General features: G+C 70.2%; 18 protein-coding genes. 5 read left to right on the top strand and 13 right to left on the bottom strand.

What is annotated here, in order from left to right; all coding sequences use genetic code 11:
- The first annotated feature begins 74 nt into the window (after positions 1-74).
- From ND450_RS29265 to ND450_RS29255, 3 genes are read left to right on the top strand one after another with little or no spacing between them, the layout of a single operon-like run.
- On the top strand, positions 75-527 hold the full coding sequence (locus tag ND450_RS29265; RefSeq protein WP_089910381.1) for a YbaB/EbfC family nucleoid-associated protein: 453 nt from the start codon (positions 75-77) through the stop codon (positions 525-527).
- A 22-nt stretch (positions 528-549) separates the two neighbouring features.
- Entirely contained in the window at positions 550-858 is a 309-nt protein-coding gene (locus ND450_RS29260) for a hypothetical protein (protein ID WP_191303706.1), read from the top strand.
- Positions 855-2,558, top strand: a complete 1,704-nt coding sequence (locus ND450_RS29255) for a WXG100 family type VII secretion target (protein WP_253328164.1) — start codon at positions 855-857, stop codon at positions 2,556-2,558. Before ND450_RS29260 ends, ND450_RS29255 begins: the two co-directional genes overlap by 4 nt.
- 67 nt (positions 2,559-2,625) lie before the next feature.
- Here the strand turns inward: ND450_RS29255 and ND450_RS29250 are convergent, their stop codons facing one another.
- A complete protein-coding gene (locus tag ND450_RS29250) occupies positions 2,626-4,011 on the bottom strand; it encodes a glycerol-3-phosphate dehydrogenase/oxidase (protein ID WP_253321728.1) in 1,386 nt (461 codons plus the stop codon).
- Positions 4,008-4,583 (bottom strand): TetR/AcrR family transcriptional regulator, encoded by a 576-nt coding sequence (locus tag ND450_RS29245; RefSeq protein WP_253321727.1) that lies wholly within the window; start codon positions 4,581-4,583, stop codon positions 4,008-4,010. The genes ND450_RS29250 and ND450_RS29245 overlap by 4 nt, the downstream gene beginning before the upstream one ends.
- Here ND450_RS29245 and ND450_RS29240 point away from each other — a divergent pair.
- On the top strand, positions 4,582-6,144 hold the full coding sequence (locus tag ND450_RS29240; RefSeq protein WP_253321726.1) for an FAD-binding oxidoreductase: 1,563 nt from the start codon (positions 4,582-4,584) through the stop codon (positions 6,142-6,144). The genes ND450_RS29245 and ND450_RS29240 overlap by 2 nt on opposite strands.
- A gap of 46 nt (positions 6,145-6,190) precedes the next feature.
- Here the strand turns inward: ND450_RS29240 and ND450_RS29235 are convergent, their stop codons facing one another.
- The 11 genes from ND450_RS29235 to ND450_RS29185 form a co-directional block, all read right to left on the bottom strand.
- Positions 6,191-7,198, bottom strand: coding sequence for an NADP-dependent oxidoreductase (locus ND450_RS29235; RefSeq protein WP_253321725.1), 1,008 nt, complete (start codon positions 7,196-7,198; stop codon positions 6,191-6,193).
- Positions 7,199-7,293: 95 nt separating this feature from the next.
- Positions 7,294-8,007, bottom strand: coding sequence for a GNAT family N-acetyltransferase (locus ND450_RS29230; protein ID WP_253321724.1), 714 nt, complete (start codon positions 8,005-8,007; stop codon positions 7,294-7,296).
- Entirely contained in the window at positions 8,008-8,451 is a 444-nt protein-coding gene (locus tag ND450_RS29225; protein WP_089908965.1) for a hypothetical protein, read from the bottom strand.
- Complete coding sequence (locus ND450_RS29220) at positions 8,451-11,267, bottom strand: FtsK/SpoIIIE domain-containing protein (protein WP_253321723.1); 2,817 nt, start codon at positions 11,265-11,267, stop codon at positions 8,451-8,453. The genes ND450_RS29225 and ND450_RS29220 overlap by 1 nt, the downstream gene beginning before the upstream one ends.
- Positions 11,267-11,518: a hypothetical protein gene (locus ND450_RS29215; RefSeq protein ID WP_089908972.1), complete on the bottom strand. Its 252-nt coding sequence runs from the start codon at positions 11,516-11,518 to the stop codon at positions 11,267-11,269. Before ND450_RS29215 ends, ND450_RS29220 begins: the two co-directional genes overlap by 1 nt.
- Positions 11,518-11,778, bottom strand: a complete 261-nt coding sequence (locus ND450_RS29210) for a hypothetical protein (protein ID WP_030481403.1) — start codon at positions 11,776-11,778, stop codon at positions 11,518-11,520. The genes ND450_RS29215 and ND450_RS29210 overlap by 1 nt, the downstream gene beginning before the upstream one ends.
- Before the next feature lie 241 nt (positions 11,779-12,019).
- Positions 12,020-12,451, bottom strand: a complete 432-nt coding sequence (locus ND450_RS29205) for a hypothetical protein (RefSeq protein ID WP_253321722.1) — start codon at positions 12,449-12,451, stop codon at positions 12,020-12,022.
- A 16-nt stretch (positions 12,452-12,467) separates the two neighbouring features.
- Positions 12,468-12,944, bottom strand: coding sequence for an alpha/beta hydrolase (locus ND450_RS29200; RefSeq protein ID WP_253321721.1), 477 nt, complete (start codon positions 12,942-12,944; stop codon positions 12,468-12,470).
- Positions 12,945-13,541 (bottom strand): DUF4232 domain-containing protein, encoded by a 597-nt coding sequence (locus ND450_RS29195; protein WP_253321720.1) that lies wholly within the window; start codon positions 13,539-13,541, stop codon positions 12,945-12,947.
- A gap of 65 nt (positions 13,542-13,606) precedes the next feature.
- Positions 13,607-14,569 (bottom strand): gamma-glutamylcyclotransferase, encoded by a 963-nt coding sequence (locus ND450_RS29190; protein WP_253321719.1) that lies wholly within the window; start codon positions 14,567-14,569, stop codon positions 13,607-13,609.
- A gap of 250 nt (positions 14,570-14,819) precedes the next feature.
- A complete protein-coding gene (locus ND450_RS29185; protein WP_371927433.1) occupies positions 14,820-15,131 on the bottom strand; it encodes a winged helix-turn-helix transcriptional regulator in 312 nt (103 codons plus the stop codon).
- 107 nt (positions 15,132-15,238) lie between these two features.
- Between ND450_RS29185 and ND450_RS29180 the strand changes: the two genes are divergently transcribed.
- Positions 15,239-16,000 carry an SDR family oxidoreductase gene (locus ND450_RS29180; protein ID WP_253321717.1) on the top strand — a complete coding sequence of 254 codons (762 nt, stop codon included), beginning with the start codon at positions 15,239-15,241 and terminating at the stop codon, positions 15,998-16,000.
- Positions 16,001-16,015: the final 15 nt, after the last annotated feature.

The following is a 16,015-nucleotide window of genomic DNA, read 5'->3' as shown; positions in this document are numbered from 1 at the left end:
CAGGGAACGGGTGAAACGATACGGGCGTCTACGGCGAATCGAACGAACGACCAATTCACTCAACGGGGGTGACCATGCAGCCCATCGACCCGGATCAGTGGCTCAAGCAGTACGGGACCAAGATCGAGCAGGCCAAGCAGAACGCCGAACAGGCCCGCGACCAGCTCGGTGGTGTGGGTGGCAGCGCCAGCTCGCCAGACGGCCTGATCACGGTGACAGTTAACGCAACAGGTGTGCTCACCGATCTCCAGATCAAGCCCGAAGCGCGCGGCATGGACCCCGGTGAGATCGCCTCCGCGGTGCTCACTGCCTCGGCAAAGGCCCAGCGGGACGCCTCCGGGCGGGTGGTGCAGATCATGACGGACTTCGTCGGCGACAGCCCCGCGCTGGAGTTCGTGAAGGCCCAGATGCCGAACGGGTACAAGGGCGACGGAACCGACGAGGAAGAACCGAAGTCGGAGTTGGAGCGCAAGGACACGCGGCCCGACGACGAGTACTTCACGAACCCGCCCGACGTCATGGCCTGAGTGCAGGAGGAGGGGGCACGGCATGCAACAGCACTTCAACATCGACCTCGACGAGCTGAGAACCCACGCCGCCAGTGTGGACCGGCTCATGGAGCGGATGCGCAAGGCCACCGAGACGTGCGACCCGGGGGCCCTCACGACCGAAGCCTTCGGCGTCTTCCTCGGGTTCCTGGCCTCGAAGGTCCTCCAGGAGGCCGGCCTGTCGCAGGACATGCTCGGCAAGGCCGCGAACTCGCTGATGGACATGGGTAACGGGCTCAAGAAGACCGTCGAGCAGTACGAGCAGGTCGACCTCGACAACATGTTCGGCTTCAAGGGAGGCCGGGGATGAACGCCCCCGCGACGCAGTCCAGCAGCGGTGACACCGCGCAGCTGTTCAACAACGTCTCGAACGCCTACAAGTCCATCGAGAGCGGCGACTGGGTCAGCGGCGGCCTCGGCATCGCGAACGCGGCCATGGGCATCGTCGGCATGTCCGCGAACCCCCTGAGCGGGTTCCTCTCCGCCGGCTTCAGCTGGGCCATCCAGCACGTCGACTTCCTGCGCGAACCGTTCGACGTCCTGCTCGGCAGCCCCGAGTCCATCGCCAGGATGTCCGAGTCGTTCAAGAGCGCGGGCAAGCAGGTCAAGGGCATCGCGGCCGAGTACGAGAAGATCTGCGTCTCGCAGACCCGCGAGTGGCAGGGCAGGGCGGCCGACGGCTACCGCGCCGCCGCCAAGCGGCACGCGACCGGCCTCGAGACCCTCGCGAAGTCGGTCGACGGCATCGCGGGCGCGGTCAAGGGCGCCGGTGAGCTGGTCGGCACCGTCCGCAAGATGATCATGGACCTGATCAGCCAGGCCGTGTCCGACATGGTCATGAAGATCATCCAGTGGCTCGCGGCCTCGTTCCTGACCTTCGGCGCGGCCATCGCGGGCGCGATCGCGGACATCGTCACGACCGCGGTCAACTACGCGAAGAAGCTCGCCGACTTCCTGCAGAAGCTCGTCGGCTCCGTGCAGAAGCTGCTGAAGCTGATCCAGTCGGTCTCGCAGATCGCCAAGGCCGCCGAGTCGATCATCGACGCGATCTCCTCGCTCGCGAACGGCGGCAAGGCCGGTGGCGGCGCCGGACCCGTGCGCAACACGGCGGGCGGCTTCGACGGCATCCGCGGCGGTGACCAGGACCGCGCCTCGTCCGGTGCGGGCGGCACGTTCACCAGTGGAGCCGGTGGCGGTTACGCCGGCGGCCCGCTGCCCGCCGGTGGTGGCGGCGCGCAGGTCTCGCCCGGCTGGCAGAGCCCCGGCGACCAGGGCGGCTACGTGAGCCCGAACGGGCCTGGCGGCGGCGCCGGGGCCGGCACCCCGGTGCGTCCCATCTACACGCCTCCCGGCACCCCCACCGGTCCCGTCTACACCACTCCCGGCAATCCCGGTCCCGGTGGCGGTTCCGGCGGCTACGTCCCGCCCGGCACCGGCACGGGTCCCGGCACCGGCACCGGCACCGGTGGTCCCGGTCGCTGGGTCCCCGGTCACTGGGAGCCCGACACGACCACGACGGCCGGCGGCAACACCGGCACGAAGCCCCCGGTGATCGGTGGCCTGCCGACGACGCCGAACACCGACTGGTACCGCCCGACGACCACCGACCACGCCGCGACGGCCGCCTCCGGAGGCGCCGGTGGTGGCGGAGGCGGCGGCGTGCCCAAGGGCATGGGCGGCGGCGGAGGCGGCGGCATGCCCGCAGGCCTCGGCGGTGGTCCCGCCGGTGGCGGTGGCGCCGGTGGCACCGCGGCCACCCAGTTCGGTGGTGCCGCGGGCGTCATGGCGTCCGGCAGCGGTGCCGGTCCCGCCGCTCCCGCGGCCGCCGGTGGTGCCGGTGGCGGCGCCAAGGGCGGCGCGGGCATGGGCGCCGGCATGATGGGTGGCGCTCCGATGGCCGGTGCCGGTGGCCAGCAGGGCGGCAGCAACGAGCACAAGCGGAAGGTCCGGATCGAGGGCGAGGCGCTGGTCGACCCGCCCAAGGCCGCGAAGCCGGTCATCGGCGAGTGACCTCGCCGGTCCTGCACTGAGATCCTTGCGCCGAGAAGCGGGGCGTCCTCCGGGGCGCCCCGCTTCTTCACGCGTTGGTCAGGAGTTCCGCGATCTCGGGTGCGGCTTTCGCGCGGTCCCGCGGCACCAGTCCGATGCGGGTGCGCCGGTCGAGCACGTCGTCGGCGTCCAGCGCGCCCTCGTGCCGGATCGCGTGGACGACGTCGGCCTCGGTGACGCCGGGCGCGATCGGGGTGGTGGGCGCGGGCCTGTCGTCGACCAGACGGATGTCCTTGGTGCGGCAGGGAATCCGGGTCAAGTTCGTGGCGTTCACGGCGTCTGCCGCCATCCTGCGGTAGGTGGTGAGCTTGCCGCCGACGACCGTGATCACGCCGTTCGGTGCCGTGAGCACGGCGTGGTGACGTGACAGGTCCGCGGTGCTGCCCTCGGCCTGGAGCAGCGGGCGCAGACCCGCGTAGCTGCCGATGACGTCGGCCCGGGTCAGATCCCGTTGCAGCACCTGGGAAGCGATCGTGAGCAGGAAGTCCACATCGGACTCCGGCACGGCCGGCACGTCCGGGACGTCGTCCACCGGCTCGTCGGTGAGACCGAGGTACGCGCGGCCGTTCGCCTGGGGCAGCAGGAAGGCGTAGCGGTGGCGCTCGCCGGGGACCGGGATGGTCAGCGCCGTTCCGGTGAGGCCGGCCGACTGCGCGTCGACCACCAGGTGCGAGCCGCGGGACGGGCGCAGGTGCACCGGGGCGAGCGTGCCCGCCCACACGCCGGTCGCGTTGATCACGGCTTTGGCGCGGACGGTGAACGTGGTGCCGGTGAGCGTGTCCTGTGCTTCGGCGCCATCTCCTTGCAGCGTCGAGACTTTCGCACGGGTGATGATCCTCGCGCCGTACCCCGCCGCCGTGCGGGCCAGTGCCACGACGAGCTTGGCGTCGTCGACGAGCTGGCCGTCGTAGCTCAGCAGTCCGCCGGTGAGCCCGGCCGGGTCGAGTCCGGGGACCAGCGCCAGGGCTTCGTGCCTCGGCACCCGGCGGGGACCCGGCAGCACGTCCGACGGCGTGCGGGCGGCGATGCGCAGCGCGTTGCCGGCGCGGAAGCCGGACATGACGACGTGGCCCGCCGTGGAGTGCAACGGGAAGAGCATCGGCAGCGTGCGGGTGAGGTGCGGTGCCGTCCTGGTCATCAGGATGCCGCGCTCGACGGCGCTCTCGTGGGCGAGCCGCACGTCGCCCTTCGCGAGGTAGCGCAGACCGCCGTGGACGAGCTTGCTGGACCAGCGGGACGTCCCGAACGCCAGGTCGTGCGCCTCCAGCAGCACGGTCTTCAGGCCCCTCGACGCCGCGTCGAGCGCGACACCGGCACCCGTGACGCCGCCGCCGATCACGAGGACGTCGGCCACTTCCCGTTGTGCTGCTTCGAGGTCGTGCTCGCGCCGGGCGGCGTTCAGGGACGTGTTCACGGCTTCAGGGCTCCGTCCAGCTGTTTGGCGAGCTCGTCGAGCAACGCGGTGAAGTCGAGGCCGGACGTGGCGGGCCTCGTGCTCAGCACCATCGACTGCGTGCTCAGCAGCACGACGCGCGCCTGCGTCTTGGCGTCGCCGAACCGGATCGACCCGTCGAGGTGACCCGCCTCGACCTGGGCGACGAGGAACTGCTCGACCAGCCGCTGCGTGCTGCCGAGCCGGTCCGTGAGGTACGGCAGCATCAGGTCCGCGTCGAGCTGCAGCACCCGTTGCATCAGGGGGTTGGCGTCGAGCAGCCGGATGGCGTCCACGGCCCGCTGAACGAGCTGCTGACGGGCGTTCCCGTGGCCGCCGGCCCGTTCCACCGCTTCGAGGATCGCGGCGAACTCACGGGTCATCAGGGCCCGGACCAGGTGGTCGACGTCCGGGTAGCGGCGGTACAGCGTCATGCGGCTCACGCCGCCCCGTTTCGCCACGTCGGTGAGGGTCGTCCGGCGGACTCCGACCTCCAGAACACACTCACGGGTGGCGTCGAGCAGAGCGTCGTGGGTGTGACGTTGAGACGTCATGTGTAACACTGTAGCAGTGACCAGGGCTCGATGGACCACCGAAACCGTGCCGTTGCCGCCGCATGCGCTGGCGTGGCTCAGCCAGCGCGTCGGGCTGGGCGAGCCGTTCGCCGAGGTGCCGGTGCAGGCGCCGCCGTCCGCGCTGTCCACCGACGCCTTCACGGCGTTGGAGGCGGTCAGCGCCATCTCGCTGGAGCCGGAGGACCGGCTCGGCCGCGCGGGTGGCCTGTCCTACCTCGACCTCCTGCGCCACCGCGGGCACGGGGAACTCGCGGTGCCGGACGCCGTCGTGCGGCCCGCCTCGCCCGAGGAGGTCGCCGAGGTGCTCCAGGTCTGCGTCGAGCACGACGTGGCCGTCGTCCCGTTCGGCGGCGGCACCTCCGTGGTCGGCGGGGTCGACGCCCTGCGCGGGTCCAAGTCCGCGGTCGTGGCGTTGGACCTGGCCGGGCTCGGGGCGCTCGTCTCCGTCGACCCCGTGTCGCGGGTCGCCGTGCTGCAGGCCGGCCTGACCGGGCCGGAGGCCGAGAGGTTGCTGGGAGAGCACGGTTTCACGCTCGGGCACGTGCCGCAGTCGTTCGAACGGGCGACGATCGGCGGTTTCGCCGCCACCCGCTCCGCCGGTCAGGCGTCCTCCGGGTACGGGCGGTTCGAGGACGTGGTCGAGTCGGTCCGCGTCGCCACACCCGTGGGGGAGTGGGTGGCCGGTGCCGCGCCCGCGTCGGCCGCCGGACCCGACCTGAAGCAGCTGGTGCTGGGCAGCGAGGGACTTTTCGGTGTCATCACCGAGGTCTCGGTGCGCGTGCGCCCCAAGCCGTACGGGCCGCGGTACGAGGGTTTCGTGGTCGACGGGTGGGATGCGGGCGTGTCGCTCGTGCGGTCGCTGGCCCAGGCCGGAGCGCTCGCCGACATCACCCGGCTGTCCGATGTGGACGAGACCGAGGTGGCCCTTGCGCTGGCCGGGTCCAAGGCCGACGTCGTGAAGAAGTACCTGAAGCTGCGCGGGGTCAAGCAACCCGGCCTGGTCATCCTCGGCTGGGAGTGCCGCTCCCGCTCCGCGACCATGAGCGCGTTGAGCGGGCACAAGGTCGTGCGGCTCGGCCGGGCCATGGGCGCCTCGTGGCTGCACGGGCGGTTCAACGGGCCGCGGCAACGGGACGCGTTGCTGGACGCGGGCGTCTGCGTCGAGACGCTGGAGACCGCCACCCACTGGTCGCGGGTCTCCGAACTGCGTGACGCCGTGCGGGACGCGCTGGTCGCCGAGCTCGGGAACCCCGTGGTGATGTGCCACGTCTCGCACGCCTACGAGACCGGGGCGTCGCTGTACTTCACCGTGCTGGTGCCGCGGGACCTCGACGACCCGGTGGGGCAGTGGGCGAAGGCGAAGGTCGCCGCCTCGGAGGCGATCTCGCGGCTCGGCACGATCACCCACCACCACGCCGTCGGGCGGGACCACCTGCCGTGGCTGGAGAGGGAGATCGGGGCGGTCGGGGTGGACGTGCTGCGCGCGGTGAAGGACCGGCTGGACCCGACCGGGATCCTGAACCCCGGCAAGCTGATCTGAGGGGACTCGCGGCGGCGGGAAGAACCCGCCGCCGCGCACCCGTGCCTCAGAACTTGACGAGCATCTTCCCGGTGTTCTCGCCCCGCAGCAGCCCCAGGAACGCGGCCGGCGCCTGCCGGACCCCGCCCTCGACCACGGTCTCCGAGTACTTCAGCTCACCCGACTTGATCCACGCCGCGACCTCCGCGACGAACTGCGGCTGGAGCGCCTGGTGGTCGCCCACCAGCATGCCGCGCAGCGTCAGGCGCTTCGAGAGCACCTGGATGATGTTGCGCGGGCCCGTCGGGGGCTTGTCGGCGTTGTACTGCGAGATCGCGCCGCAGATCGTGACGCGGCCGTTGAGGTTCAGGGACTCGATGGCGGCCTCGAGGTGCTCGCCGCCCACGTTGTCGAAGTAGACGTCGATGCCGTCGGGTGCCGCCGCGGCGAGCTGCTCGGCGACCGGGCCGTCCTTGTAGTTGAAGGCGGCGTCGAAGCCCAGTTCCTCGGTCAGGTACTTGACCTTCTCGGCGGAACCGGCGGAGCCGATGACCCGCGAGGCGCCCTTGAGACGGGCGATCTGACCCACGATCTGGCCCACGGCACCCGCGGCGCCGGAGACGAAGACGACGTCGCCGGGCTTGAACTCCGCCGTGACGAGCAGGCCCGCGTAGGCGGTCAGGCCGGGCATGCCCAGCACGCCGAGGTAGGTGGTGAGCGGGGCGACGTCGCCGTCGACCTTCGCGGCGCGCTTGCCGTCGACGACGGCGTACTCGCGCCAGCCCAGGCCGTGCAGGACGTGGTCGCCCACGGCGAAGCCCTCGGCGTTCGAGGCCACGACCTCACCGACCGCGCCGCCCTCGAGCGGGGCGCCCACCTGGAACGGCGGCACGTACGACTTCACGTCGTTCATGCGGCCGCGCATGTACGGGTCGACGCTCATGACCACGTTGCGCACCAGGATCTGGCCTTCGCCGGGGGTGGGGACCTCCACCTCGGCGATCTCGAAGTTCTCGTCGGTCGGCCAGCCCTTCGGACGGGACGCGAGCCTGACTTCGAGTGCGGTGCTGGTCATGGTCGGACCATCTCCATTCGTCTGGGTTCCGGATATTTTGCGGATCACTTATCCGTTTCAACCGCCTGTCGTTGACGACTGTTCCGCACTGTGACCTAAGCCGCAGGAAGAAGTGTGGTGACGTCGCGGTACGCGAAACCGAGCTTGCGGTACAGGGCGATGGCCGGAGCGTTGTAGTTCTCCACGAAGAGCGCGCACGTGCCGTACAGCGTCAGCAGCGAGGACGTGACGAACTGGCACACGCGCTGACCCAGGCCCTGGCCGGTGTGGGACGGGTGGACGGCCACGCCCATCATGAAACCGACGTCGGCGGACGACCAGGCCTCGGCCGCGGTGGCCACCAGCTCCCCGCCCACGTGCACGCCCGCCCAGCGGCAGACGCCCTTCTCGCCCGGCCACGCCCAGGAGTCCGGGTTGGCCTCGTGCAGCAACGCCTCCACGCCGTCCGGTGCCCCCAGCCAGCAGGCCTCGGCGGGCAGGTCCAGCGTGCCCGAGCGGTCCATCCAGCCGAAGGGCTTGTCCTCGACCCACGGGGTCGGCATGACGGACATGACGTCCAGCGCCAGCGGGCGTTCCAGCAACGGCCGCAGCTCCACACCGCGACCGTGGGCGGCGAGGAGGGACGCGACACCCTCCGCCGGGCCGGAGAGGACCAGCCGGCGGCGTCGCGTCAGCACGGGGGCGTGCACGGCCACGGCGCCGTTGTGCTCCCAGGCGGCACCGCCCGACGACAACGCCTGGGCAGCCCAGCGGACCAACGGGTCGTCACTGGCGTCCTGGACGTCGGCGGTGGTGCGTAAGCGGCGCACTCAGTCCTTCTGCTTGCGGCGCAACAGGGTCCGCTTCGCCAGCGCGTCTTCCAGGCCCTGGTACGCGAGGTCCATCGCCCGGTTGTACTCGCCCTGGGGACGCGGCGGGACGGACTCGTCGGGGCGCGGCGGTGTGGTCATCTGCAGCCAGCGCTCGTTCCAGAGCTGCTCGACCGCGGCCTCCCAGTGCAGCGCGGCGCCCATCCGCACGACCCGCTCGCGATCGCGCACCTCGGCGATCTCGTGCTGGGTCGCCGCGATCCGCTGTGCGAGTTCGGCGCACCGCACCTCGTCCAGCTTGCGCTGGCGAGCAGCCGCGTCCGCGGCGATGGCGATGATCTCCTTGTAGCGCTCGACCGCGGAGATCGCCGGCACCTCGATCACCTCCCCGCTCTGACGCTGTGACGGGACCGGGTCGAACATCGTGGTCATCATCGGGTTCATCACGCTTCTCCTGTGTCGAACGGGATGATCACTTGCGGTCGCGAGTGCTCGAACCGGTCGAAGAACAGGCCTCGCCGTGGTCGCGGCGACCACGCCATCACCTGCTCCGGCCCGAGCGACAGCAGTTCCTTGCCCTGGACGTCGAACGCCACCCAGGCGCCGATGTCGTCGTAGACGCCGGGCGGCAGGCTCGCCTTGAGCCTCGTCACGCCGCGCCACCAGCCCAGCACGTGCGTGCGGTTCTCCGGGCCGTGCTTCAGCACCGTCCGCAGACTGTCCACCCCGGACGTCCGCGTCACCGGATCCTTCTGCTCCAGCAACGTCTGCGCGGCGTCGACGCCGTACAGCACCAGGTAGTGCGGCTTCAGCGGCGCGTCGGCCTGGCCCGTGTTGATCGCCTGCAGCTCGGCGGCGGTCCTGGCCAGCACGTCCTTGATCTCGTTCATGCCGATCACCGAGGCGTCGTGCCCGTCGGAGTTCAGGCGCTTCATCAGGTGCAGCGCCGAGGGCATCGCCTCTTCCACCAGGCAGGCCAGCGTGAACACCGCCTCGTGCGGGTGGTGCTGCCTGCCCAGAGACGCGGCCGCTCCGCCGAGCACGGCGGCCGCGTCCTGGACCACGGAACCGATCACCGCGATGTTGCGGCCCGGCGTGCGGGCGAACCGCACCCGTGCCGCGCTGCCCGCGACGTCGATCACCTGCCCGAGAAGCACGGTAGGCGATGCCTCGCCGGGCCGCAGAACGGAGAAGTCCGGGACGGCGTCGATCAGGGGGATCTTGCTGCCGTCGAACAGGCTCGGTGCCCGTCCGGGTTCGCGGCGCCACAGCTCCGTCTGCAGGAAGTCCATGGTGCCCTTGGACGTCGAGTCCGGGATGCGGCAGATCTCGTTGCCGGGCTTCACACCCGACTCGTGGTTGATCACCGCGTGCCAGCGCGGGAGCTCCACCGCGGCGTCGTTCTGCGGCTCGGCCAGCACCCGGCGCGCCTTGGGCAGCGCGATGCGGACGGTGAACTGCTCGAAGATCGCCGACTTGCCCCAGAAACCCTCGATGCCCGAGACGTCCTGCGACGACAGCACGAGGTGGATGCCCTGCGAACGGCCGCGGCGCGCCACGTCCTCCAGCAGTTGCGTGGCGGCGGCGGTGACCTGGTCGCGTTCGCCGAAGAGGTACTGGAACTCGTCGATCACCGCGACGATCCGCGGCCAGCGGCCGGACGGGTCCTCGGCGCGCAGGTCCTGCAGCTTGGTGACCTCGTGCTGCTTGGCCGCGTCCGCACGCCGGCGCATCTCGTCGGACAGGTACCGCAGCAGCGCCACGCCGAACTCGCGGTCGGTGTTGACGTTCACGCCGACCAGGCGCGCGTGCGGCAGCCACGACGGGTCCTTGCGGCCCGGCGCGAACTGCGCGAACGACACGCCTTCCTTGAAGTCCAGCAGGTAGAGCTCCAGCTCGTCCGGCGAGTACCGCGCGCACAACGAACCGAGCATCGCGTAGAGGAAGTTCGTCTTGCCCGAACCCGAGGGACCACCGATCAACGCGTGCGGCGAGGTGTCGCCGAGCTGCACGCAGACCTGTTCACCGTCGTCGAACCCCACGGGCGCGATGACCCCGGCGGACGAGTTCTCCGTCCACGGCCGGTCCGGCAGCAGGTCGCCGAACGTGCCCATGCGCGACCGCCGTTCCTCGCGCTTCTCCGCGATGGCGGCGCAGGCGCGCGGCACCAGGGTGCGCGGCAGGGCGGGGTCCAGCGTGACCGTCACGTCCTTGCCGGTCATCGTGCAGGTCGCGGAACCACCGCTGCGCAACGACACCGTCTCGACCGGCGAGTTGATCGTGATCGGGATGTCCACGATGAACAGCTGCACGCCGCACGCCAAACCGTTGCGCGCCACGCGTTGCAGCTGCTGCTGGTGTTCTTCCTTCAACGCCTTGCGGTTGCCGAACAGCACGGCGATCCGCCACGGCTCGGTGCGCCGGCCCTCACCGCTGACCGACCGCACCGTCAGGTGGCCGTCGACCAGGACCTTGGTGTGCACCTGGCGGATGTGCTCGGACAGCTCGTCGAGCAGCTCGTGCAACCGCGCCGGGTCGTGCACCGTCAGCAGGTTCGCCCGCGTCAGCGGGTACAGGCCGGGCAACGACCCGGTGAGCTGGCCGACGTCCCACACGTGCACGTGCACGAGCCCCGGCTGGAAGTGCGACAGCACCCGCAGCAACAGCGTCTCCACCAGAGAGTCCGCGAGCTGGCGGGTGTCCGAAGTGGACGAGATGTGCAGGTGCGCCTGGTCCAGCAGCGGCACCGCGACGGGGAACGGGGCGGCTTCCGGCGCCGACGTCACCACGCCGGTGCCGATCCGCCACAGCTCCGGCACGCCCTCGCTGCCGTCGTGCGTGCCGGGGTCACCCAGCCACGACTCGTGCGGCCACGAGGCCGGCCCGGCGGCGACGGAGTTCACCAGTTCGGTGATCTGGTCGGGGCCGGAGGAGGTCCACTCGTGGAACGACTGCCGCCAGTCGTACTCGATCTGGTCGAGCCGCTCCCTGAACTGGGCCATCGAGAGCGGTGCCTGGCGCGGGTTCTTCGTGCGCTTCTCGTCGACCGTGAGGAACGCCGTCACGTCCCTCAGCGCGGGGTCCTGCAACGCCTTGTCGACGCCCATGCCGCGCACGGTGAACTCGAACATGTCCTTGGCGTGCTCGGTGGCGAGCGCCCGGTGCTCGCGCGCCACGGAGCCCAGCGCGGCCGAAACGGCGCGCTGGAACTCCAAGAAGGCGTTCTCGATCCTCGCCCGCCGGTCGTCGCGCCTGCTCATCACAGCTCCACGGTGAGTTGTTGTATGCGCTCCAGGGTTCCCACCATCAGCTCCAGCTGATCGGGGAATCTTTCCTTCGCGCGCACGAACTCCGGTGGAAGCAGCGACTCGTGGTGGTTCTCGCTCGACTCGGCGAGGATGGCGACCGCCTCGTCGAGGCCCTCCTGCGCTGATCGCACGTTGCGGTACGACTCACGCAGGATCTCGCTCGCCTGCTCGAGCGCGGCACGAACCTCGCCGATGGACGCCATCAAAGCCTGCTGTTGATGCCCTCGGCCCCGGAGATGCCGGCGCCGAGGTAGTTCTGCAGCTCGCTCACGCCGGACACGACCTGGGCGAACTGCGCGTTCGTCGTCTCGACGTCCGCCTGCACGGAGCCCTGCGTGACCGATGTCAGCAGCTGCTGCGCGTCCTCGGCGAGCTCAGCCGCCTGCTGGAGGGCCGACTGGCTTTGCGCAGCCTTGTCGATCGCCTGGGCAATTGCGGCACGGACCTCTTCGATGCTGGCCATGTCGGCTCCCGAACCCTCCGGAACACAAGATGGTCTGACGACCACCCTTGGTAGAGATTGTGCCCAGATTTTCACAGTTGAGAGCGAAGATCGGCTAACCGGGTGGATGCCTGAATTCGCTCGAACGGGCCTTGATTTAATGATCAGTTGAGCGCGCGGCTGGCCCCTCGTCCACGGGTGTAGCAACTCTCACACCGACGCCTACAGCCTGTCGTGGATTCATGCCTACCGGCCGGGTGAATCAAGACGGTCTGCTGGGCGAGTTGTCACGCGGAGTGCCTGCCCTGAAAGGGTCATCTCCTGCCCACGCCTCGACCAGTACCCGTTCGGCCCCCGGCACGAGGCCGCTGATCAACTCGGGTTCGTCCAGGACGGTCCACGCCGTCGGCGGCTCGCACGCCACCCGCGGCGTCGGGAAGCCGTCACCCAGTCCGCGCACGAAGGTGCGAACGGCCCGCGCCAGCGCCGCCGAGACGTTGTGGGTGGCCTTCTCCGTGCTCGGCCGCGTGATGACGACGGCCCAGCAGCCGGGCTCCTCGTCGGAGCAGTCACGGGCGTCCACGATCTGGGCGTCGGCACGCTGCAGGAGCGCGTCGCACGCGGCACGCGCCTGGGGCTCGTTCGCCGCCTCGACCACCACGGTGATCAGCAGCACGAGGTCGTCTTGTTCCATGGCAGCAGAGATGGTGTCAGACGACCCGGCGCGCGAACTCCAGCACCTGGGTGACAACCTCTCCGTCAGTCAGCAGGCCCGGCACGACGTGCTCCTCGAACCTGAGCCCGCGGATCCGGTCCGTGCCCGCCCGCGTGGCCGCGATCGGCACTATCTCGTCGTCCGACCCGTGCAGCCACAACGTCGGCAGGTCGCCCAGCGCCGGCCCGAGAGCGACCTCGTCCATCAGGTCGGCGAGTTCGGCGGAAGCGCCGTCCCACATGCCGAGCACCGGTGAGACGAGGACGAGGGCGGCGAGCCCCGAATGCGTTTGCGCGTAACGAATCGCGGCGGGAGCTCCGGTGAAGTGTCCGATCAGGACGACCGGCGCCCCGGCGCCTTCCACCGCTTCCGCGATGTCGTCGACGCGCACGGCCGGAACGCCCGCGGCGCGCAGCGACAAGGCGATGCGCTCGCCGTGCGGGAGCACGGCGAGCCATCCGGGTTCGTGCATCTAGGAAGCGTAGAAGGCGCTGATCTCGATCCGGCCACCGGAACAGACGGGGCCAAGGGTCCACGGCACGCTGAGCGGCGCCGTCTCGTTCGGCGGGATCGCCGCCACCTTCGACGGCTCCGGCTGGCAGGCGCCCTCCACCGGCTCACCGCCCGCGGGCACGACGCTCCAGTGCAGGTTCGCCGAGGCCTTCGCGCCGGGCGCGAGGGTCAGGGTGGCGGGACCGGGGTCGGCCTTGCGCTCCAGCTTGGTCGGCACCGCGCCGGAGCCGTTCTCCAGCTGGAAACCGCTGTAGCCGTTCAACGTGCACGGCGCGCTTCCGGTGTTCGTCACCACGAACTTGCCGTACCTGTTGCCCGCGCCGGCGTCCGTGGGGGTGATCTCGCCCTTCAACGTGGCCGGGCCGCAGCGCGCGACACCACCGGCGGCCGCGCCGGGGTTGTCCGTCGCGGGAGCGGACGAGCTGGACGAAGCGGTCGACGAGGGCGTCGACGGGGCCGTCGGCAGCGTTTGCGACGCGTTGTCCGGTGTTCTCGTCCCGCAAGCCGTAACGGAAGCGAGCACCAGCAGTCCGCAAGCGATCAACCGTCGAGTCATGGGTGCACCTCCTACCACCGAGGATGTTCCCAACTGACGAGTCGCTCATGCACCGTGCCGGAAATTCACCGTATCTGGTGGACGTCCCATCCGTCCGGAAGCTCCGCCATGCCCTCCAGGGCCGCGGTCCAGATGTAGGTCCAGGCGATCCGGCCGTCGGGCAGCACGACGCGCACGCGGCGGTAGTCGCCGCCCTCGTACTCGTCGAGCAGCGGCAGGGCGTCCTCGGGCGAGCGGAGCCGCAGCACGAAGCCGGGCACGCCGAGCCCGGCGCCGGGACGCAGCGCGGGGTAACCCAGGCCCGTGTCGAACAACGTGCCGGGCAGGTGGGTCTCCTCGGACTCCACGACGTGCGGCTCCATCAGGTGCCAAGCGCTTGCGCCCGGCTGGAGCGTGCCGTAGACGAACAGCAGCTCGGGCCAGTCGTCCGCGGACGGCTCGCCGTGGACCTCGGTCACGTCCAGTCCATCGCTCATCGCAGGCCTCTCGCCCAGCACCCGAGCGCCTCGCTGCGAGACGTCCGCGCACCGGACCATGCGGCCGTTGAAGAGCACGGGCATCCGCTTCTTGGACCCCGCCGTGTACGCCAGAACGCTGTCGATGACGCCACCGTTGTAGAGCACCACACGGCCCGTGTGCACACGTACGAGCCGATAGCGCAGCCCGCGTCCCTCGCACCGGTCCAGCACGCGGAGCTGCTCGGGCGTGGCGAACCAGATGGAGTGCTCCTCGGTGACGCCGGGTGCGCCCGCGAGGGTCGCCGGCCGCTGCCCGTCGCGCATCCGCAGGCCCGCGGCCCAGACAGCAGAAAGGCCCTCGCACCGTGCGCGGAGCACGACAGCGGGGCCTTCGAGACCGAGCTCCTCGCGGAGCCAGGTGAGCTTGCTCGGATTGGCGTTGGAGCCGTAGCCGAGCACCGGCATCCGGCCCGCCAGGGGAGGCTCACCGTGGTTCGCGAGCCATTGGTCTAGATCGATGTTCTCCGGCTCAACACGCCATCCCGACTCCATCGTGAGGTCCGGTCGCACTGGCCAGCCTGTTTCGTCCACGTGAACGAAACAGTGGTCTGGACGAGTGCCCGGATAGGGCTCCGCCGGATGGCTTTCGTCGGTGAACGGTTGGGCCATTGGTCCATTGTGCCAGTCCAAGGCTGTGAATGGCGCCCCCTAATCGTGACCCATCCGATCTCCAGCCCGAGATACAGGCGTCGGAGTGACCACCTTCACTGCGCAATCGGGTGACTGACCCGATGTCTGGTCGATTCCGCTCCGGCGGACCTCAGGAGAAGTCATAGCGCGCCTGCGCTTGGGCGACCTCGGGCTGGTTGTCCGCGATCCACGACGCCAGTGCCACGAGGTGCCCGGCCGCCCCCTTTCCGAGGGGCGTCAGCCAGTACTCGACGTGCGGCGGGATCACCGGGTAGACCTCCCGGTGCACGAACCCGTCCCGTTCCAGCGTCCGCAGCGTCTGCGTGAGCATCTTCTCGCTGGCCGGCTCCAGCTCGCGCCGCAACTCGCTGAACCGCCACGCCTCCCCGTTCGACAGCGCCTGCAGGACCAGCACGCCCCACCGGCTTGTGACGTGCTCCATGATCGCTCGCTCGGGACACATCGTGACCTGCATGCTCACCTCCGCGTAAGTACCCCACTCTCAAGTGGGTACTTACGAAAGGTTAGCGCTTTCTCCACTATGGGTGCATGACGATCCTCATCACCGGTGCCACCGGCCAGCTCGGCAGCGCAGTCGTCCGCCACGTCCTCGCCCGCACGGACGAACAGGTCGTCGTGTCGGTCAGGGACCCGAAGAAGTTCACCACCGAGGGCGTCGAGGTCCGCCAGGGCGACTTCGACCAGCCCGGGACCCTGAACTTCCAGGGCGCGGACAAGCTCCTGATCGTGTCCGCCGAGGCCCCCGACGCCGCCGCCCGGATCCAGCAGCACGAGAACGCCATCGCCAAGGCCGTGGAGCACGGCGTGGGCCACATCTTCTACACGAGCATCACCGACGCCGACACCTCCACCGTCGGCGTGGCCGTCGTGCACAAGGCCACCGAGGAGGCCATCCGCGCCACCGGCATCCCGTTCACCTTCCTGCGCAACGGCATGTACCACGAGAACTACCTCGGCGTGCTCGCCGGCGACACCGTCGCGATCTCCACCAAGGACGGCCGGGTCGCGAGCGCCGCCCGTGACGACTTCGCCCAGGCGGCCGCCGTCGCCCTCACCACCCCGGGCCACGAGAACGCCGTCTACGAACTCACCGGCTCGACCACCTGGTCGTTCCCGGAGCTGGCCGGGGACCGGTACCAGGACGTCTCCGACGAGGACCTGGTCGCGGCCGGCGTCCCGGCGATCTTCGTGGACTTCTTCAAGGCGATCCGCGAGGGCGTGTTCGCCGAGGTCCGCCCGGACCTCGAGAAGCTGCTCGGCCGTCCGTCGACGCCCATCAAGGTCGGCTGAGGGGACGCGCGGGGC

It is taken from the genome of Lentzea sp. HUAS12, assembly GCF_024125735.1.
GTDB lineage: Bacteria > Actinomycetota > Actinomycetes > Mycobacteriales > Pseudonocardiaceae > Lentzea > Lentzea albida.
The sequence above is the reverse complement of the archived record's forward strand: the minus strand, read 5'-3'. Positions and strand labels throughout refer to the sequence as shown.